General features: G+C 36.5%; 22 protein-coding genes and 1 riboswitch. Of the genes, 4 read left to right on the top strand and 18 right to left on the bottom strand.

Annotated elements, in window-relative coordinates:
* Positions 1 to 2: 2 nt before the first annotated feature.
* The 15 genes from IEV52_RS01815 to IEV52_RS01745 form a co-directional block, all read right to left on the bottom strand.
* A complete protein-coding gene (locus IEV52_RS01815) occupies positions 3 to 707 on the bottom strand; it encodes an LPXTG cell wall anchor domain-containing protein (RefSeq protein WP_188400823.1) in 705 nt (234 codons plus the stop codon).
* 128 nt (positions 708 to 835) lie between these two features.
* Positions 836 to 1,432 (bottom strand): CalY family protein, encoded by a 597-nt coding sequence (locus IEV52_RS01810; RefSeq protein WP_188400822.1) that lies wholly within the window; start codon positions 1,430 to 1,432, stop codon positions 836 to 838.
* A gap of 88 nt (positions 1,433 to 1,520) precedes the next feature.
* Complete coding sequence (gene sipW / locus IEV52_RS01805; protein WP_188402208.1) at positions 1,521 to 2,084, bottom strand: signal peptidase I SipW; 564 nt, start codon at positions 2,082 to 2,084, stop codon at positions 1,521 to 1,523.
* A 2-nt stretch (positions 2,085 to 2,086) separates the two neighbouring features.
* Complete coding sequence (gene tapA, locus IEV52_RS01800; RefSeq protein ID WP_268234760.1) at positions 2,087 to 2,872, bottom strand: amyloid fiber anchoring/assembly protein TapA; 786 nt, start codon at positions 2,870 to 2,872, stop codon at positions 2,087 to 2,089.
* A 668-nt stretch (positions 2,873 to 3,540) separates the two neighbouring features.
* On the bottom strand, positions 3,541 to 3,966 hold the full coding sequence (locus IEV52_RS01795; protein WP_188400821.1) for a hypothetical protein: 426 nt from the start codon (positions 3,964 to 3,966) through the stop codon (positions 3,541 to 3,543).
* A 139-nt stretch (positions 3,967 to 4,105) separates the two neighbouring features.
* Positions 4,106 to 4,411: a helix-turn-helix domain-containing protein gene (locus tag IEV52_RS22715; RefSeq protein ID WP_373869404.1), complete on the bottom strand. Its 306-nt coding sequence runs from the start codon at positions 4,409 to 4,411 to the stop codon at positions 4,106 to 4,108.
* A 93-nt stretch (positions 4,412 to 4,504) separates the two neighbouring features.
* A complete protein-coding gene (locus IEV52_RS01785) occupies positions 4,505 to 5,563 on the bottom strand; it encodes a glycosyltransferase family 4 protein (protein WP_188400820.1) in 1,059 nt (352 codons plus the stop codon).
* Entirely contained in the window at positions 5,560 to 6,816 is a 1,257-nt protein-coding gene (locus IEV52_RS01780; protein ID WP_229754152.1) for an O-antigen ligase family protein, read from the bottom strand. The genes IEV52_RS01785 and IEV52_RS01780 overlap by 4 nt, the downstream gene beginning before the upstream one ends.
* The gene (locus tag IEV52_RS01775) at positions 6,797 to 8,260 is read right to left on the bottom strand and encodes an oligosaccharide flippase family protein (protein ID WP_188400819.1); all 1,464 of its coding nucleotides are present in this window, start codon (positions 8,258 to 8,260) and stop codon (positions 6,797 to 6,799) included. Before IEV52_RS01775 ends, IEV52_RS01780 begins: the two co-directional genes overlap by 20 nt.
* 14 nt (positions 8,261 to 8,274) lie before the next feature.
* A complete protein-coding gene (locus IEV52_RS01770; protein ID WP_188400818.1) occupies positions 8,275 to 8,898 on the bottom strand; it encodes a CpsD/CapB family tyrosine-protein kinase in 624 nt (207 codons plus the stop codon).
* Positions 8,885 to 9,607 carry a YveK family protein gene (locus IEV52_RS01765; RefSeq protein ID WP_188400817.1) on the bottom strand — a complete coding sequence of 241 codons (723 nt, stop codon included), beginning with the start codon at positions 9,605 to 9,607 and terminating at the stop codon, positions 8,885 to 8,887. The genes IEV52_RS01770 and IEV52_RS01765 overlap by 14 nt, the downstream gene beginning before the upstream one ends.
* Before the next feature lie 100 nt (positions 9,608 to 9,707).
* On the bottom strand, positions 9,708 to 10,637 hold the full coding sequence (locus IEV52_RS01760) for a hypothetical protein (protein ID WP_188400816.1): 930 nt from the start codon (positions 10,635 to 10,637) through the stop codon (positions 9,708 to 9,710).
* A gap of 47 nt (positions 10,638 to 10,684) precedes the next feature.
* Positions 10,685 to 11,515, bottom strand: a complete 831-nt coding sequence (locus tag IEV52_RS01755) for a hypothetical protein (protein ID WP_188400815.1) — start codon at positions 11,513 to 11,515, stop codon at positions 10,685 to 10,687.
* Positions 11,516 to 11,649: 134 nt separating this feature from the next.
* Entirely contained in the window at positions 11,650 to 13,029 is a 1,380-nt protein-coding gene (locus IEV52_RS01750) for a sugar phosphate nucleotidyltransferase (protein ID WP_188400814.1), read from the bottom strand.
* Positions 13,026 to 14,180: a glycosyltransferase gene (locus IEV52_RS01745; RefSeq protein ID WP_229754151.1), complete on the bottom strand. Its 1,155-nt coding sequence runs from the start codon at positions 14,178 to 14,180 to the stop codon at positions 13,026 to 13,028. The genes IEV52_RS01750 and IEV52_RS01745 overlap by 4 nt, the downstream gene beginning before the upstream one ends.
* Before the next feature lie 503 nt (positions 14,181 to 14,683).
* Here IEV52_RS01745 and IEV52_RS01740 point away from each other — a divergent pair.
* Positions 14,684 to 14,809 (top strand): anti-repressor SinI family protein, encoded by a 126-nt coding sequence (locus IEV52_RS01740; RefSeq protein WP_229754150.1) that lies wholly within the window; start codon positions 14,684 to 14,686, stop codon positions 14,807 to 14,809.
* Positions 14,810 to 15,106: 297 nt separating this feature from the next.
* On the opposite strand, the gene IEV52_RS01735 is transcribed toward IEV52_RS01740, so the two are convergent.
* Together IEV52_RS01735 and IEV52_RS01730 are read right to left on the bottom strand one after the other, a co-directional pair.
* The gene (locus IEV52_RS01735; protein WP_188400812.1) at positions 15,107 to 15,478 is read right to left on the bottom strand and encodes a hypothetical protein; all 372 of its coding nucleotides are present in this window, start codon (positions 15,476 to 15,478) and stop codon (positions 15,107 to 15,109) included.
* A gap of 263 nt (positions 15,479 to 15,741) precedes the next feature.
* The gene (locus IEV52_RS01730; RefSeq protein ID WP_229754149.1) at positions 15,742 to 16,716 is read right to left on the bottom strand and encodes an NAD(P)H-dependent flavin oxidoreductase; all 975 of its coding nucleotides are present in this window, start codon (positions 16,714 to 16,716) and stop codon (positions 15,742 to 15,744) included.
* Positions 16,717 to 16,923: 207 nt separating this feature from the next.
* A riboswitch (cyclic di-GMP riboswitch) is annotated at positions 16,924 to 17,009 on the top strand.
* A 30-nt stretch (positions 17,010 to 17,039) separates the two neighbouring features.
* Between IEV52_RS01730 and IEV52_RS01725 the strand changes: the two genes are divergently transcribed.
* The 3 genes from IEV52_RS01725 (at position 17,040) to IEV52_RS01715 (ending at position 18,848) form a co-directional block, all read left to right on the top strand.
* A complete protein-coding gene (locus IEV52_RS01725) occupies positions 17,040 to 17,183 on the top strand; it encodes an anti-repressor SinI family protein (RefSeq protein WP_188400811.1) in 144 nt (47 codons plus the stop codon).
* A gap of 89 nt (positions 17,184 to 17,272) precedes the next feature.
* Positions 17,273 to 17,593, top strand: a complete 321-nt coding sequence (locus tag IEV52_RS01720; RefSeq protein ID WP_188402202.1) for a helix-turn-helix domain-containing protein — start codon at positions 17,273 to 17,275, stop codon at positions 17,591 to 17,593.
* Between the two features lie 205 nt (positions 17,594 to 17,798).
* Positions 17,799 to 18,848, top strand: a complete 1,050-nt coding sequence (locus tag IEV52_RS01715; protein WP_188400810.1) for an STAS domain-containing protein — start codon at positions 17,799 to 17,801, stop codon at positions 18,846 to 18,848.
* 555 nt (positions 18,849 to 19,403) lie between these two features.
* On the opposite strand, the gene IEV52_RS01710 is transcribed toward IEV52_RS01715, so the two are convergent.
* A complete protein-coding gene (locus IEV52_RS01710) occupies positions 19,404 to 20,057 on the bottom strand; it encodes a C40 family peptidase (protein ID WP_188400809.1) in 654 nt (217 codons plus the stop codon).
* Positions 20,058 to 20,104 lie beyond the last annotated feature (47 nt).

Raw genomic sequence — 20,104 nt, 5'->3', positions numbered from 1 at the left:
CCCTATCCTCTCTTGAAAGGATTCGGAATGATGGATTTTTTAACGAGCAACAATGCTAGGCCTGCTATAGAGATGAATAAACCAGACAAGATGATTAAGATTGGGTTATCCTCACCAGTTTGTGGGAGTGAGCCATTATCTTTGGCAGGCGGGTTGTTGCTGTTCTCGCTAGGTGGTGTGCTTCCATTGTCTTCATCAGGTTCTTCGGTATCTGGCGGTGGCGGTTCGTTCTCTCCTTCTGCATAAAGAACAAATTCAACTTCCGTATCTAGTCCTTGGAACTCGTTGCCAGAGACATACGGAAATTCAACGGTTACGGTAAGCTTTTCTTCTGAAAAAGAAGCTAAAGGACGTGGATCAAGTTCTTTGAAGTCTTTTAGATCACCTTTAAAAATGACACCTGACGAATCTTCAATTTTTAACTGAAATACGTTGAAAAGCTTCTCGGATCCAGATTTCATACGAGATTGAATATTATAAGAAAAGTCCTGATTGCCGTTGTTTTGGATCGTTAGAACACGCGGCGCCCAATCTCCAGGCTTAAAATCTTTAATGTTAAACAGGACACTTTCTGGAAGTGTATCTATTTTGATTTCCGGTGTGCTGGTATTTGCGCCGGTGCTGCTAATCGGAAGAAAAACGACAATTGTAAGTAAAACTAGACTGTAGATAAGGATTAATTTAAATAGATTTAAACTTAGTTTCATATCGTTACCTCACAACCTTAATATAGTAGGAGATAGAAAAAATTTATCATCTTTCCTCATACTAGCAATTAATAAATTAAAAGGTGGAGGTTCATCCCCACCTTCTAATTCATTAATTTTTTAAAAAGTTATCTTGCTGTTCCAGCACCTTGCTTACCTTCAAATGTCCATTTAAGCTCTAATTTGTCGCCTTGGAATTTGTTTTGGTCAGCTCCATTTTCTACAAATTCATATTGTACGTAAAGTGTATCTGCTGTACCTGCAGCAAGATTTCCGCCTCTTTCACCCAACCATGGATAAAATACATTTTCTGCAATTGCATCTGGAGACATTGCTTGTAATTGATCTAACGTTGTATCCCAAATAACGCCATCGACTTTATCATTATTCCATAAGAAGTTAACACGAATATGCTTACCAAAGTCTTCACCAGCGTTATCACCTTTTGCATCTGTTACTGTATAACTAGTTTTTAATAAAACTTTTGCAATGTCCAAATTACCGTCGTTTTTTAGTTGGAAAGAACGTGTCATCCAATCACCAGGTTTGATTTTATCTACATTGATAATTGTTGTAGGTGCAGCATTTAAATCTAGGGTACCCGATGCAAAAGTACCCTTTGTTTCGGCCGAATCACTAAAGTATGCATAAGTCCCCCCACCTACTAAAGATAAACCTAGTGCTGCTGAAGCTACCCCAAGACCTAATTTCTTCTTTAAACTCATTATAAACTTCCTCCCTTTCACCCTTTGGGTATGTACATTTTTATATTGAATCCGTAAGATTTTTAATCATTACAGAATTTCAATCACATTAATTAGAAGTCGTGGTTGTTTCTTTACTCACTTCAATTTCTTTGATCGCTTTCCAGATCGTTACAGCGGAATATAGAAGTAATAAAACGCCTGGTAAGATAAGAAGCAGTGCAGAACCGATTTTTGATTGGGCAGCATTCAGGAGATAACCAATGTACGGAATGGTGAATCCGTTATATTCTCCTACCACATTTGCTGCTAAAACTGGGCTTAGATCAGGTGCGTCATTGTTGTCACCTTTTGTGATGTATTGTGTGTTTTCTCCTGTCCCTTTTACTTCTAGGACACGGTGAGTGATCAGTTTGTTTTCAGACTCTTTAAAGGTGATCACATCGCCCTTTTGAAAACGTTCCATGTCGCCACCAGGCTTAATAGCTATGATGGATCCTGTTTGTATGCCCGGCTCCATGGAACCGGATAGAACTGTTTTAAGCTGATAACCCATAACTTTTGGTTCCCCACCTGAAGCTTTTGAGGAAATCACTACAAAAGCAGTAGAAATTAACGTGAGAAACAATATAACAGTGACAATATTACTAACCCATTTTTTCACCTTAATCATTTTCATTTCGTACCATCCTTTTGTGTTTCATTTTCTTCAACCTGCTGAGGATCTGGAGTTGTTATAGGCGTTTCCTCGGTTGTTTCTTCATTCCCAGTTTCACCCGTTTGCGTTTCAGGTACCTGTTCGGTGGTCTCTTCTGTAGTGTCTTCTGGGGTCTCAGGTGTAACAGGCTCATTTGGTTGCTCTTGTTCTTGTTCAGGCTTTTGTTCAGGAACTTCGCTATCTTCTTCTACTTTTTCAGTATCGCTATTATTTTCTTGGGTTTCTTCTGCGCTTTTTGAATCCGAGCAATTCACCGTTATGTCATCACTCCAAAGCTCGCCTTGACCTGGATGACCTGTGCTTTGATACGCTTTAAATTTATAATTTCCGTCATTATCCGATGCATAAGATAACCCTAAACTTTCTCCTCTTTTTAAAGCATTAATCTCTCCCCCGCTGACTTTTACACCGTCTTTCGGGTTGCCTTTTTCAGCCCACCATACTTCGTAATTGACTGTGCCTTGCATATCTCCGTCACCCCCATTTTTGATGGTGGCGTTTATTGGGGTACATTCACCTTTTTTAACAGGCTGTTTATTGTTTGTTACAAAAGTTAAGGAGCTTTTATCCCACCAAGTCCCTGCTTGAATAAATCCATTTACACTGGCGGCATCATTAAAGTAAGCACCTGTGTTACCCGTTAGGTAAAGAATAGAGAACGCGAAAGAGTAAAAGATAAGTCCAAGTTTCATACAGAATACATACGGCCGATTTTTGTTTCTGAATTTGCGTAAACGCTTCAGTCTAATTTGTTTCCCCTCCTTTAATATGAAGGAACAGGATGTCTTTGTTCTATTTAAAGAACGCTTATGTCGTTATTATAGAACGATTTTACTAGTTTAAAAACCCGCATTTCTGGTTAAATTTGTTCTTTTTAACGTACATTAGAACTAGTTTTCTGTGTTTTTCTTTATTTTTCATTGAATATCATATTTTATAAAGAATATTTTGTTTCATCTAAAGAACATTTTATCTATTTTGGTTCATCTTACCCAAAAGGAGGTTAAGAAATGTAGAGAAAGGGGATTTGAGCACCGACTTTTGTATGGTTTTACTCATTTGTAAGGAAGTTCTAAATTGTTTATTAAAAGGAATTAGTTGTGGTTTGTTATTACTGGAGACATGCATCTTGATAGCTTTCAGGAACCAACATTCGCTCCTGGATATCTTAATAGGAGCTGGATGTAGGTGTAATCCATTGTAATTATGGTTGTTTACCTTACCGGTCCAGCGTTCTTGATTTTTGTTGGTCCGAATCAGTGATAATAAAAAAGCTTCTAATTAAAACGAAAAGCTTGCAGCGACGGCTGCAAGCTTTTTTATTTATAAAACGCTAAAAGATATAAAAGTTAAAAATTACTATTTATAAGAATAAAAAAAATCCACAGGCTTGAAGGTGCCTGCGGAATTATTATCTTGCCGTTCTTCTAAATTTAAATACAAAACCAATGATAAAAGAAACAATTGTCATGATGAATAGTGCTGTAGTAATGGTGGTCACGCCAGCATTCATATTTAGTGCATGGTACACTTGTGCGCAAATGCCAAATGGGATTGCAAAAAACAAGAACAACATGCCGAAGATCGCATTTTTCGTGTTAAAAAGTTCTGTTTTATGTGCAACGTCTAAAACTTTTAAGCTTAAGATCCAAAAAGCACTCGTAACGGACCAGAATAGAAGTATGGAAGAAATAAATGAAGTTGAAGTCAGTCCCATAATTCGTTCAAAGAACAAATTAATATTCCCCCATACCATCACTGTTTGATAGAGTCCCAATGCAAATAGTGCTGCTAAGAAGATAAACGCAAATCCAAACCCTGATGCAATATGTTTCATCCCCAAATATACTCTCCTTCCCCAATTCCGATAAAACGAAACCTAATTTTAAAATTATTTTACTATATTTTTTATAAAATAGGAACCCCTTGTCTTAATATTTAGTAATTTACTGAGCGTTTGTGTATCTAAGTAATTGTTAACCTTCTTTCTTTAAGAATAGCTTCCATGACTCATAAGCTAAAAAAGTTTGGATTTCTTCCTTACTTATCCCCATATTTTTAGCTTGAATCATTAAATCTGTCCATTCTGGATCAAGTTGGCTAGGGGAATGACCAATAATTAATTCAACCGGGATTTCAAGAGCAAGAGCTAGCTTTTTTATTACTTGAACAGAAGGACTGGAGCCATGATTTTCAATATTACTTAAATGCCCTTTTGAAATTCTAGCACTTGATGCAAGATCGGTTATACTTAACTTTTTTGATAAACGTAGATGCTTAATATGTTGTCCAAGTGTTCTATTCGTGATATGGCGTCCCCCCTTCTCTCCGTTCTTTTATTAATCGAGTTTTGTTCTTAATAAAGAATTATTATTTCAAAAAAAATGATACCTCCCGTATTCCTCGAACGTTTTCGTAATCATACTGTTTAAAGAGAATTCACGCATCACTTTTTGTCTCGCTTTTCGTATAAGATTTAAGCGAAGATGTTTATTCTGTTCAAGTTCTTTTATTTTCGTACAAAACATTTCTACTGAATGCTCTGGAATAAGTATGCCTGTTTCGTTGTTGATAATAGCCTCTTTTATACCGCCCTTATCAATAGAAATCATTGGTGTTCCTACAGCCATCGCTTCTAATACGACCATTGGAAAGACTTCTCGCTTTGAAGTTAATAATAAAACGTCCATCTCTCTGATAAAATTCTCTGGCTTTTCTATATTTCCTAAAAGCTTAACTTTTTGCTCCAAATTTGCGTTTTTTATTTTGTCTTTAATGATCCGATAGTCAGGACCATCACCAGCTACGTAAAATTCTATATTTGCTTTATGCTTTAACCGATTTGCAATTTCTATAAAAAGTGCGTGGTTTTTTTCCTCAGAAATTCTCGCTAGAATTCCAACCTTAAATACAAGTTCCGGTCGTTTATCTTGATATTGAAATTGTTTTAAATCTACTCCATTGTAGATCGTCGTTATGTTTTGTCTATGAACACCTAACTCGATTAAATGATTTCTTTCAAAGTGGCTGACGGTGATCACTTTTGTTACAAATTTATTTAAAAGAAGAACGAAAAGGACAGGTGCTTGTTTTTCAAGGATCGTCACATTATGTTTCGTGTAAATGCATTGAAAGGATTGAAGGATTGTTAATCTGATCAAGAGTAGCAATAACACCACTCTTAAGCTGTTGGCGTGAATGATATCAATTTTTTTATCACAGATAAGCTTGCGTATTCTCCAGAAGTTCATGAAATGATTGGATTTACTTAGCTCTAGAAATCGATCTTTGTGTTTAATGTGTTTGTATAGCTCACCTGATCCTGCAGCTGTATACACGTTAACTTTTTCGTGGGGCAGATTATTCTCTAATTTACAAAAATAAATTTCAGCTCCGCCTGTTGTTAACTTATCAGTCATTAAAAGAAGATTCACAGACTAGCACCTCCTCGTAAAATATCACCAGAAAATTTTACTTCTCCTTGTTCTTTCAACACCGCTTTTTCTTCTTGATGAAAATATACCGAAAGAATAGCTAAATACATAAAAAACAAATCATTAATAATGATGGATAAGGATACCATCTGCAATAAAAAACCAAAAAAAGCTAAAAATAGGTACGGCTTTTTTTTATAAACCTTATGCTGAAACAATTGATAGATCGTCAGGAAAAGAAAAGCTAAAAAACCAAATGCTCCGATTATCCCGGTTTCTGATAATATCTCTAAAAAGGTATTATGCACCTGCAAAGAATCGCCGAATTGAAACCGATTGTATGGAAGAAAATTCGATGCGCCTATCCCTATCCACGGACTACCCATAAAGTACTCCCAAGCTCTTTCCCATAATTCAAATCTTCCGCTGCCTCCATCACGAGAAAAGTCTTGTATGCGAGACTGAATAACACTATAAATATCGAAGCGCAAAAAGGTGACGGAAACATACAACATAACAGCAATGGAAAGAAACGAGCCGATCAAAAGTCTTAGCTGTCTCATTGGGTGATTCATGATCAGGATATACAGTATGAAGATAGCAACAAATGCGGCTAATCCTCCTCTTGAAAAAGAAAGCAAACTCGTTACAATACATAAAAGTAATCCGAGTCGATTTCGCATGTTGTTAAGGTTACATAAAAAGTAAGTAAAAAAAAGCGTGTTATAGAAAACGAGATAATTAGGATCTGCAACCAAGCCGATCAGTCGAGGATATTCACGATCCATGAATACGCCCAGTGAATAGACACCATCACCTTGAAGTACAAAGTTTAACTTTTTTAATCCTAAAAAATAGAAAAGCAAACTGCCTAAGTTAAACACAATTCCTGCATATGAGAGGGCACGTTCTATTGAAAAAGTATTTGAAGAGCTGATCAAACTTTTCATCAAAAAATAGCAGAACAGATATAAAGCAATTCCACATACAATCCGCATACTCACTGTGCTGTATAAAGCGAATACACCAGATAGGCAATAAATCATATAAAACATAAGCATGGCGCATTCAAATAATTGAAGTTTATAGAAATGGATGTTCGATAAATGGATGATATAAAAGAGGACTAAAAAAATCATATAAGGTTTTAATGCAAACCCTAGATCCAAACTATATTTACCAAAGAAGACAAGGAGAAAAAGTAAAAATAAACTCACATGAAAGCTTCCATGTTTATTTATGGATAGCATCATTCACTCTCTCCTTTACCTTGAATTTTGAACTGGCAAGATCAAACAATCTAATTAATTTCCGCTTCATTTCTTTATCCAGATATAACAAAAGAACGATACTTAGCAAATGGAATATAACTGCGGTGTATGTATGCTTAGATAACGTAAGGGTAAAGAATGACAGGAATAAGGCAAAGTAAACTAAATAGGGTAAAACTGACTTTAGAGCGATAACTTTTTTATGTGGAAGAAACAGCCAATAACCAATGAGAGCAGCAATTTCAACAGAAAGACCTGCATAAGCTCCTCCCGTTATTCCAAAGGTATCGCTTAAAACGATATAGGCGATAATTCCGGTTAGTACTGAGAATAGTTGAACCCCTGTTCGATAATTCTGCATCCCCCTCGTCGTTAGCCCATCAGCTAGTCCAATTCCTATGGCTTGAATCAATAATAGAAGAGACAATATCTTGAGTGCATGAGAAGAGGGCATCCAGCTCTCACCGAATATGAACATAATGAATTCATCCGATAGATAGTAAAGAGGGATCGTGATCAACATTCCAAATATCGCCATCAGTTTAATGAGTGCCACGTTCAATTTTAGATGCTGCTCCAATTGCTGGTTATGGAAGTGATTAAACATCACGGGTCGATAGGCTCCTGCCACAATCATTGGCAGCTGTTGTAATGCCTGTGGTATGCGATAAGCTACTGCAAACAAACCCACTTCTTTTAAGGTTAGTGTTTTCTCTAGAACAATAGGACCTAATTGAGGTGTTATGATGAATAACATCCCGCTGAACATAAATGAAGTGAAGTTCTTTAAAAATCCAGGAAGAAAAGGAACATCCAAACGAATGGAAATATGACCACTTACCAAAATGAGCGCAAATATACCAGCCATACAATAGGAAAGACCATACATCAGACAAACAACAACTGGTGAAAGGGAAAACAAGATACTCATTGCGAGAGTACCTATTAGCAAAAAAGATGTGAACATCTTAATAAAACCCATGTATTGCATCTTTCGAATTAATTGAAAGAACATGGTGCCAATTCCTTGTAAGGCTAACCCAACTACCATCGGAATAGTTAAGGAATAAGCAATCTTCGTTAATTCTGTATTCCCAGGATAGAAAAAGTAAATATAGCAGGAGCCACCGGCTAATGTAATAAAAAGGAGCAGCACTCTCACTTTTATGTAAGAAGCTAGAATAGCACCTAAATCAGCATCCTTTTTTGAACCTTCTCTAATCGCGATCTCCGTTAAACCAGCATCTGTAAAATATCCCATTACCATAGCGGATGCCAAAGCTACGCTGAACATCCCATAATGAAAAGCTTCCAGATAAGAAGCTAAATAGATAAGAACAAGTGCATTTAGGAAACTTGCGGCTGCCGTACTATAAAAAAGATGAAAGATATTCTTAGAAATTGAATTGGGTACCGCTACTTTCATTCTAAAACACCTTTCTATCCTGTTTGATAGATCACACCAAGTATTGTTTTTTTAGACCGGCTGATCTGCTGTTTGGCAGCGGAAGCGTCTTCTATTTTTGTTTTACCTTTTTGAACGACAAGCAGAACTCCATCACATTGATCGACTAAAATTTGGGCATCTGATATTTCTAAATAGCTAGGTGCATGAAACAGGACGAGATCAAACATTTCTTTCCAGCTATTCACTGCATGCTGGATCTTTTTGCTAACCCATAAGTCAATTGGTGTATGATATAGATTCCCAGCTGTCAGAATGTATAGCCCCTTTAGATAATCGCTTCGGGCGTGTAAGAAAACATTCTCACCTTGTAAGACTACGTCGGAGAAACCTTTTGTATTGGGTAGATTAAAATACGTATGCAAAGTCGGATTTCTTAAATCAGCATCTACTAACAGCACTTTTTTCCCTTGTTCTGCAAAGGATATCGCTAGATGAGACGAGATATAAATATGATGCGATGACCCTTTGGGTGAAGTAATCATCATGATTTGGGATCGACTGTCTTCCATTTGTTTTTCAATGTTACTTCTTAATATCCTGACTTCCTCTGTACTTCGGTTGTATTTTATAACTGGATCTTTTTTAGCCCTTAACACTTATTTCACCTCTTTGCATGGATTTGTATGGAATCAAATTCTTTTCTTTCCTCTTTACATGTACGTGTCCTAAAACGGGCAGGCCGAGTAGTTGTTCTACCTCTGAAGCATCTTGAATGGAATGATCAAGATGCTCTTTCAGCATCCCCAAACCTATTCCGAGGAACAAGCCTGCAAACAAACCAATTGCTATGTTAAATAATGGGTCTCCAACTTGTTTTACAGAGATATCAGATTCCGATTTGCTAACTATTTTTAGATTCTTTACGTTTAAAAGATCATTTAATTTTTGAACTGATACATTTCCAACAACATATGCGATCCGTTTTGAACGTTCAGGATCTGATTCTTTAATAACGATGTGAATAATTTGAGAATCCTTATTATTTTGAACCGATATTTTTTCCTCTAGCTCTTTCAGACTTTCTTGATCGCCTAGTTCAGTCCTAACAGCATTAAGGACAATGGGACTTTTTATTAAATCTACAGCAGAAGCCAAAATCCGTATAAGTTCCTGATTTTCTGTATAACTGTTCTCGTTTTGTTCTTTACCTACTATGATATATTCCGTTGCTTCGTATGATGTTTTTACAAAATACATAGAGGCTATTACAGCAATAGACGTAACAAACAAGGTAGTTACTAATATCGTAACGGCTCTATTTTTCAAAATTCGAAGAAATTTTTTCAAGTCTATCCTCTGTTCCATCCTTAACCTCCTTAAGATTCTGTTCTAAATAATGAACCTAAAATCTAAAAAAAATAAAACACATGCCCTTTTGTTCATTTTAAAGAACGTTTACTTTGGGTTATTCTGCATAACTATTTTGAATTCCTTCATCCAGAATAGAAAAAACATCGACATTCATATCAAGTCTATTATTTGCAGATTCTTGAGTAAATCGGACAACTTTATCCTGGTTGTTCAACAGGTGCTGATCCCAAACCATTCCTTGAAACGTATTGAAAGATCCGCTTACTTTCATGATCGTCTTAGAAACCTTTGACAGCTGAATCTGAAGTCCATTAAACAGGTTTCCAGAACTTTCATTCGGTACCGAAACGGACGAGTCGATGACAATATAATTTACGCAATCATCTAACGTCATATTTACAAAACGGTTGCCGTTAATCCAGCTTGGTTCTTCTTCGCTTCCGTTATGATCGACAAAAATTTCAATCCCATTTTGAAATCCTGCCACATTATTGTTTATAACATTTACGAAGCTTATAAAATTGCCATCTCCGTTTGCATGCAGTGAGATAGCCGACCCGCGATGAGAACGGCTTGAGTTAATGATAGACACATTATTAATCTGAGTACGTTCCCATGACCAGAATTTATGTTTTCCATCTAAAAAAATCACTTCTGATTTGAAGTTAGGATCGACTACTTCAATAATTCCATTGATGACAGAGGCATTTTTTTCGAGCTGGATTGCTCTAAAGTCACCATCGATAAGAATCTTAGTATTCTGTCCCAGCTCTAATGTTACCCCTTCTTTTATCACTAAGCCTGACCGGATCACATATTGTTTGTTGCCTGTTAACTTCACAAGTCCATCTTTATTTTTATAACTATTATTAATGGCTCGTTGAATAACTTTGGCGTCATCTTTCAGATCATTACCGTGCGCCTCCAAGCTCGTAGATCTGATATATATTTTCTGAAGTCCTAAAGTCATTGCAGCGGTTAGTAAAGCCGTAATAAAGAGGCAGACCATTACCTGTTTGGACATGCAAAACCCCCAATAAAAAACTCCATGTCATTGGAGTTTTGAACTATTCACTTCACATTGAACCTTCCGTTGTCTACGATTCGCGCGGCTGGGATACTTCGAATATCTATTTTGTTATATGAACTTTGCGAAGTGAATTCTACTAACGTATTATTACGAACTTGCCCTAAATCCCATGCCATTCCATCAAACTCATTGTATTGACCGGAAATGGTTATCAATTTAACCGTTTTAGCAGATGGCTGTATTTGCAGGTTTGTAAAGAGATTCCCACTGCATTCATTCGGAATACTTTCACTTGAGGTAAAAACGATTCCTTGGACACAATCATCAACTGATACTTTATTAAAACGGTTGGCATTCACCCAGCTGTACCCTGTGGATGGTTTAACGCTCTGTAATCGAATAGCTGTATTTAAACCGGCGAAATTAATGTTTTCAAAATTAACAAAAGAGATCTCGTGACCTGTTCCATATGAATAGAGGTGCAAGCCAGTTCCTCTATAGCTGCCACTCCAGTTCACGATGTTTATATCTTTTATAACGGTTTTATTCCACGTATTGTAGTATTTATATTTTCCATCCAGGTAGATAACTGGCGAATTAAAGTTAACATCATCAATTGCAATATATGCGCCATCTAAGGAAGCATTCCTTTGAAGCTCTAATACTCGAAAGTTACCATTTACTACAAAACGCGTCCCATAGCCAAATAATAATTTTACACCTTGTTTAATGATAATTTTGCCAGTTATATAATAATCTCGATCTGAAAGAAGAACGGTTTTGAAACTATTATTAGCAAAGGCATAATCGATGGCCGCTTGAACGGTTGCTGCATCATTCGGCCCACTAAAGTTATCCGCATTGATTGTCATTCAAATCATACCTTTCATAACAAGCTTTACTGCTTGCTACTCTATTAACTCACGTCTTTACCAAAGGAAAAGACAAGCTTAATAGATACTATAAGATATGAAATTAGCAGTTAATCTGCTACTTAATCTATGGATTAAATCACATTAGGGGTACTTAGAAATAAGTTCTCAAGATCATCCCAGTTCGTGTACACACATAGTTTGTCTTCTTCCATCAACTTTGGACCACTTTGAATTTCGATGATCTCTAAATCCGTTACTGCTCTTATACTGTGTTTGGCCTTTGGAGGAATCTCAAGTACATCCCCTGCCCTAACCCTCCTAATTGCTCCATCTAATACAAATTCCCCCTCACCCTTAATGATGGTCCATATTTCATGCCGAAGAAAGTGTGTATGATAACTTAAGTTCTTGTTCTTGTTGATCACTAACCTTTTTGTGAGTACTTCTTTCTTTTCGTCAATCTTTATATGCTCCAAGACTTTATACCAGCCCCATCTCCGTTCTTCATACATGGGTCTTTGGTGCTCACATTGCATTAAGCTTTTGATTCGATGACTTTTCTCTTTATCTGATACTAATATTCCATCAGGGCTTGCTGCCACAATGAGATTTGAACTCCCTATCACTGTGATAGGAATGTCGAGTTCATTAATTAAGTGGGTATTTAATGAATCAGCACTTATGGTTCCTTTTCCTAATACGTTCGTACCCATTTCATCAGTTAACGTATTCCATGTCCCAAGATCCTTCCAATACCCGTCATATTTTAAAACAATAACGTTCTTTTCTTTTTCTATAACCGCATAATCCATGCTGTCTTTTGGTAAAAGAGAATAGTTTTTCAGCAAACTCTCATACTGAATAGGTAATGCCATATTCTTTAACAAAGACAGGATATAACTTAATCTAAAGGCAAAAACACCACAATTCCATAGACCGCCCTGACTAATAAATTCCTCAGCTAGGATCTGGGAAGGTTTTTCCTTGAACTGCAGTACTTTATCCCACGGAGCATCATCTTCATATTTTGGGATAACATAGCCGTACTTCTCAGAAGGAAAGGTTGGTTGCACACCCATCAACGCGATTTGAGCTCCGGATTGTTGGAGAGCTGTTTCAAGTTCTTTTATTTTATTAAAAAATTCATCCTCCACATATGGATCAACAGGTAGAACAACAACAACCTCATTAGGGTCAGTCCTTCGTGTTGAATAGAGATAAGATGCTGCTAAACAGATCGCCGGAAAAGTGTCTCGTCGTTCAGGCTCGACAATAATTCCGTTTGTAGAACCTAACTGATTCAAGATCATGTCCACTTGTGTGATGCTAGTTGAAATGACAGTGGATTCTGCAAGATGGGCTTTCTTTAATTGATTCCATACACGCTGAATCATAGATTGATTTATATTGTTTTCATCTTTAAGGACTTTTAGGAATTGCTTGGACCGTGCATCATTCGACAGAGGCCATAACCGTTTCCCAGAGCCTCCAGATAAAAGAACTAATTTCATGATGTCACCTCAACCTTAATCTCAGTTTGTGATGGATGACTCCCGTTTACATGTTTATTAATTGTCTTATTATAAAAGTCTACTAATTGCACATTTAAGTGCTCCCATTTGTAGTTATTCTCCACAAACGTTCTTGCTTGATTCCGAATGTTGTTTAACTGGATTTGATCAGTAAGCAATTGAACGATCGTTTGAGCAAATTCTTCATCTCGATCTCTTACGATAATATTTTGACCATCTTTCGCTTTAATTGGTTCACTGACAATTGAGGTAGTAATGACTGGTATGCCACATGACATTGCTTCCAATACTTTGTTTTGCAGTCCTGCGCCACTTTTCAACGGACAAACGAACAGCTTAGCATTCCAGAGATACTTTCGAACATCATCTACCTCACCGGTTAATATAATATTTTCATGTTTTTCACAGAGACGTATGAGATCTTTAGTTGGATTTCTTCCCACTACATAAAAAGTGAAATCTTCAATCTTCTCTTTAATAAGAGGGAAAATATATTTAATAAAATACTTCACACCTTCTCTATTAGGGGAGTAGCTCATATTCCCTACGAAAATTAAGCTATTATTATTTGTTAATTGTTTTTGAAAAGAGAAGTATTCAAGATCGACCCCATTTGCAATCGTGATTAATGTATCTCGATTTAAGGAAACATTGTTTTTATCAATGTCCGAAATAAAAATACCTCCGTCGTAATTGGAACTTGCCAGCTGTTCCATATTACGTACGTTTCTTGCTTCCCACCGTATGATGGGATTTAAGAGCGATTTTTTAATGTGTGCAGAGCGAATGAGATTAAGGGAAATGGAATCAACAAAATCTATTACATTAGGAACGTGTTTAATAGATGATTGATATGGATGTAGACGTACTAGCTGATGATGAACGACATCATAGTTTGTTTCTGATGTTGCCTGTTTCATAGCTTGAAGCAGTTTATTAGAAAAATATAGGGATGTTTGTAATGGCCACCCTTTAAACAAGCCAAAAAACATATTATTTAAAGCTGTACGTTTGCTTAAAGGAACGAGAGTAACCTTGCTGCATAGATGTTGTAGTTCAAGAGGGATGGGATGGGTATTTCCAAAGGATATAAGATGCACTTCATGTCCTAATGACTTTAAACCTTTCAACTGATTGTATGCTCTTAACTGATCTCCTTTTTTAGGAGGATATGGAAATCTAGGTGAAACATATAAGATTTTCAAGTGAGCACCTACCCTTTTGTTTTTTATATAACACTTGTTGTTCTTAAAAGAGTACATTTTCTTACGATTATAGTAGGTGCTCGACTTGAATGCAAGGTTTAAAGAACAAAATATTCATTTTTGAGAACATTCGGTACCAAATGCAATACTAGTTTCCTGTAAACTACTATATTTAAAACACAAATGAAGACAAACTACAGCCTTTCATCCTTTTAATAGGTAGATACACTTGAAAAATATTACATTTTTGTTACATCTATTTTCTGACAACTTTTTCAAAAACACCTGTATATAATCGATATATATTATTTACCTTCTGAAATAGTCCAACAATTTTAATGAAATAAATAGGAAAACTACGAATTTAAGGTTCAAGTTAAGATAGCTAGCTTACTAGAATAAAATTGTTTAAATGGAGGGATAACTAAGTGAAGAATACCTTGTCGTTGGATCAAGAATGGATCGAATTAATATTAGAAGCAAGAGACCAGGGGTTTACAAAGGAAGAAATCATTGATTTTTTAAACAATCCGACTCCATTTTTTACTAAATAGACAAGGTTTATTACATTCCTTTTTTAAATGTTCAATAAATAAAAGAACAATCAAAACTAACAACCCATCCGAACTGATCCGATGGGTTATTATTACTCCCCTTCTTATGCCATCGTATTCCCACTCCCTCATAAAACCTCAATAGCACAAAACAATTTTATGTAGAGAAAATTTTGATCAACTTTCCTTAGGGCAGAAAGAAAAATACGTTGCGTTGCACTCTCTATAATCCTTATACTAAATTTTTCATAAACCTATCAAAAAAGATAACCCCACGATGGAGTTATCTTTTTTGTGTTAAGAGAAAATTTTTTCTTTTTTATTGATGATTAGATCAAGGTTGCTCTTTAATAACGCCGCCTTCTTTACGATCCCCTCTTCAAACTGTTCAATCGTTGTTTGGTCACCATTACTTTTAACAGGCTCAACATTGATGATTTCTTCTAACTGCATCCGATCAGAACACTTTTCCGCCTCACGTTCTAACCTTCTCATGAATACAAACGTATCCATATCTCGATAATTCAGTTCAATTTCTATTTCTAGTTGGTCATTTGCATATAAGAAGGTTGTCTTCCAGCTCCCATCTGTATCGACCGGTTTAGAAAATCCATAATCACGTATTAAGTAATGGAAACTTTCTTCGGTAATGGATGAGAATAAATTCATGGTAACACCTCCGTCTTGTAGTCGTTGTATTTTATCAGTATTTTTTCATATTCCATACAGTTTACATCGTTTTTAAACATAAAGATATACTTATACTTTCGCTCTGTTCGAGTCTACTCCTCTTTTTGTTAAAATTCTATAAAAATAATCGCCGATCAAACTAATAAAGGTGTTTTCTAATCATGAGCACTGAAAATAAAAAAACCCCAGTTCACGTTTATCCACAGTGAAATTAGGGGAATTAGTTCTAAAGAACTAACATTCTATTTATTTGAGCTGATGACTTCTTTTGATTGCAATGCTTTTTGATACTCAGCCTTTAATTCATCCACTACTTCTTTTATAGTAGAAATTTTCTTAATGCTCCCTACTCCTTGTCCTGCCGACCAGATATCTTTCCATGCTTTGGCTTTGGACTCAGAAAATGAAAGGTCTATAGCGTCCTTTTTCATCAAGTTTCCTATATCAAACCCTGCCTTTTGAAGTGATGGCAAAAGGTAATTTCCTTTTATTCCACTGATTGCATCCGTATAAACGAGGTCCTCAAGAGTAGATTCGATAAGCATCTGACGATATTCATCATTTGCCGATGATTCTAGTGTGGCAATAAAACGCGTACCCATATATACGAGGTCGGCTCCAATAATCTTGGCAGCAAGTATCTCTTCGCCCGTAGAAATTGCTCCCGCTAAGATTGTGATTCCATCCCAGAATTCCTTTACAGCTTTTAAGAAAGCAAACGGATTTAACGTACCACCATGGCCTCCAGCGCCGCTGCATACTAAAATTAACCCGTCGATGCCAGTCTTTGCAGCTTTTCTAGCATGATCAAGTGAGATTACATCTGAAAATACTAGACCACCATAGCCGTGAACAATTTTAGCTACATCACTTGGATTCCCTAGTGACGTAATAACGATTGGCGGTTCATATTTCTTGATTAGTTCCAAGTCTTCTTCAAATCGTTTGTTGGTGCGGTGAACAATTAAGTTCACTCCCCAAGGTGCTATTTTAGATGAAGGGTTTTCTTCTCGTGTCTTTTTTAGTTCTTTTGAAATATGAGTCATCCAATTTTCCAAAAGATCGGAGGTTCTTGCATTTAATAATGGAAAAGTGCCAATAATACCATTCTTGCAGCTTTCTATTACCATATCTGGACTTGATACTAAAAACATTGGTGCATTAATGACAGGTAAACTAAGTTGATTTGACAAACTAAGTGGTAATTTATTTGACAATATTCATCATCCCTTCAAAAAAAGTTAATATAACAACTTATTTAAATGTAAAACTTCCACATTTCCCCCATTAATCCTTTAAATTATTTTTATAGGGGTAGAAATGTTTTTCTAATATTACATTTATATTACAGCCATTTTCTGACAACATTTTCTTGTCTGCTTGTATATAATCAATTTGTGTTAGGAAGTTATACCTAATTATCCTTCAGCCAAGGGCAAACATATTCGAAAGAAATGGGCGCAAAGCCACGGATCTAAAGCTATTAAGCTATGATAGCCGGGTTACCTGGATAATACATACTATCTGGAGGGATTTTTTAGTGGAAAATACTATTACGTTGGATCACGAGTGGATTGAATTAATGAAAGAAGCGAGAGATCAGGGTTTCACTAAAGAAGAAATTATAAGTTTTTTAAAGAATCCCCAATTAAATTTAGATGAATATCAGTTGCAAGGAAATTAGGTAGTAAGCATGTCACAGAATTTATTTACTTCCCTATTGTAGAAAGATATAATAAAGGCAAATTACTTCTAAAATGGGGATAGCAAATGATGATTGGTGAACGAGTAAAAAAATACCGCACTGAAAAAGGGCTCTCCATTACAGCATTAGCTGATAAAGCAGGGGTAGCTAAATCGTACATAAGTGCACTTGAACGAAACATTCAACAGAATCCTTCTATTCAGCTTCTTGAAAAGATTGCAGATGTATTGAATATTTCAGTTGATCACTTGATTAAACCTGAAGTAGACACTAAAAACCTAGACCAAGAATGGGCTGATCTTGTAAAAGAAGCCATGGGATCTGGTGTAAGCAAAGAGCAATTCAAAGAGTTTTTAGAGTTTAATAAATGGAAAAACAAGCAAAGCTAACCACCTGATCCAGATCAGGTGGTTTTTACGTTTATTGAATTGTTTTGGGCTGGTTTGTCTTTTGAGGAGAAACAAAAAAGAGATATGTCTTTTTATGGGGACAGACCCGGGTCTGTCCCCATGTCGAAAATCCGTGTTTCATCTTTCATTAAAGAGGGTAAAATGTTTGAGTGTCTAATATTATTGGACCTATGGAGGATTACCTATGAGTAACACGCCTAATGAGTTATTTGAAACTCAAAAAAGCATGGATATAAATGGTTCATCTTTTCATTGGGATACAGCAAAGGGAACATTTCAATTTGAAGGCGCAGATGTCATGTTATTTTGGATTGACTCCGCATTTAAGGTGTTTCTTGACTCTATCGAAGAGATTACAGGAGAAGGTACGGCTGATTTAGTCTTTGAAACAGCAGGCTATCGTACAGGGCTAGTCGTAAGCGATTTTTATAAAAATACTGTTGGCAACATCGAACAGTCTATTGAAGCTCTACCAAACATTTATGCAGCAGCTGGTTGGGGAAAAACGTTTATTGATGTAAATGTGGAAAAGAAAGAAGCCACTATATCCATCTCCAACAGTTGGGAAACGAAGGTTAAAAGAGCTCAGGGCAATGATCGTTTAGGAACGTTCTTACCTGGCCATTGGGCCGGAGTATTTACAGGATTGTTTGACACCCATATGTGGTATGAGGTGCTGGATGAAGAATCAACACAAGACCTTATGAAAATAAAAATAACTAAGTCCAACATCACACCTAATGATAACATTCGAGAACTTGTAAGACGCGGGGAACAGATAGAAATCATGAAACTAGAGGCTATGGTAGAAGATCGTACAAGAGAGTTAACGGATCTTATACGAGAAATTTCATCACCTATCATTCCTGTAACCGATCATATTGTAGTCATTCCTTTAATCGGTAAATATAATGAACTGCGTTCTAAAGATATGCTGGATCACACACTAACAGCACTTCCTAAGCATCGAGCTAAGTTTGTCATCCTGGACTTAACGGGTATAAAATCAATTGATTCAGGAATGGTGGATATGTTAAATAAACTGGTCTCATCTGCGCGATTGTTCGGTATGGAGACGTTGTTAGTCGGTATCTCGCCAGAGCTAAGTATAGAAGTCACTAAGCATCAATACTCTATCGGGGAGAGTACCTATTTTAGGAATCTAAAGCATGCCATCCATTTTGCATTTGCTAAAGAAGGCATGATTATCCAAGATCCGAATAATCGTCAATGATATAAAAAGCCACGCCGTTATTCTTATGGCGTGGCTTTTTTGTTCACTTCTTCTTGGGCAGCTGTCCCGTGTCTTTGTGGAGAGAACAAAATTAAATATTTGTATTTGTTTGGGGACAGACCCGGGTCTGTCCCGGGACTGTCCCCAATTTTTTAAAACCTCAACATTCGTCTAAGCAACTTGTCTTCACCAACATATGATATACAGTAACCGAATCCAGAAATAGGAAGTCGGTATCATTATGTGAGGTGAAATTTTTTAATGGGCAAAAAGTTTAGAGATTTCGACCGCTTTGAGTGTAAGAAAGACAAAAAGTGGCGAAAGAAAGACAAAAAGAGACACGACCACTGCGATAAGCACGACCACGACTTTGATTGTGAATCTTCTTCGTCTTCTTCCTCCAGTTCTTCATCTTCTTCTAGCTTCGAGCACTTCAAGTGCAAAAAGTGCAGAAAAAGAAGAAAGCGTAATTGTCACTGCTTCGATCCTTGGGCAAAGATCTTGTTCTGTTAATAAAAAAAGGAGTCCGAAATCTATCGGACTCCTTTTTCCTTATTATAAACGTTTAGTGCCAACGTATCTCGGCTTCCAGTACGTATTGTTCATATCAGCAATCGTCACACCTGTTGATGAACCGGCGTGGATGAACTTTCCGTTCCCAATGTATATCCCCATATGTGATGCACCAGGTGCATACGTTTCAAAGAATACTAGATCTCCTACCGCTTGCGTAGAAACTCTGTAACCTGTGTTCTTCCACATGTCTGCTACTGTACGAGGCAAATAGATGCTGTGAGAGTTTTTAAATACATAGTTGATGTATCCGGAGCAGTCAAATCCACTCGGGCTTGTCCCGCCCCAAACGTAAGGTGTACCCATAAAGCGTTTTGCATAGTCTACTAGATAGGTGTTGTTAACGTTATAGACGCCTAGTTTATTAAACGTGCTGCGACCAGCGATTCCGTCGGCTGTTAAACCTTTTGCACGCTGGAAGTTGACGACAGCACTCTTTGTATATGAACCGAAATACGAAGTATATGATCCGCTATATGTAAAATAACCTTTATTTCGCAATATTGATTGCAGCGTTCTTACATCTGAATGAGTCATCGTCGGACGAAGTGTTTGATCTCCAATATTTGCAAACGCCTGCATCGGCGACAATAATAATACCGAACCTAAAACTGATGTAGCTATCCATTTTTTCATTATTTATCCCTAACCCCTTTAATTTTCCAAGTAATCTATTATTATCC

Source organism: Fictibacillus barbaricus (assembly GCF_014635025.1).
Classification (GTDB): domain Bacteria; phylum Bacillota; class Bacilli; order Bacillales; family Fictibacillaceae; genus Fictibacillus; species Fictibacillus barbaricus.
This window is presented reverse-complemented; position numbering and strand designations above follow the sequence as displayed.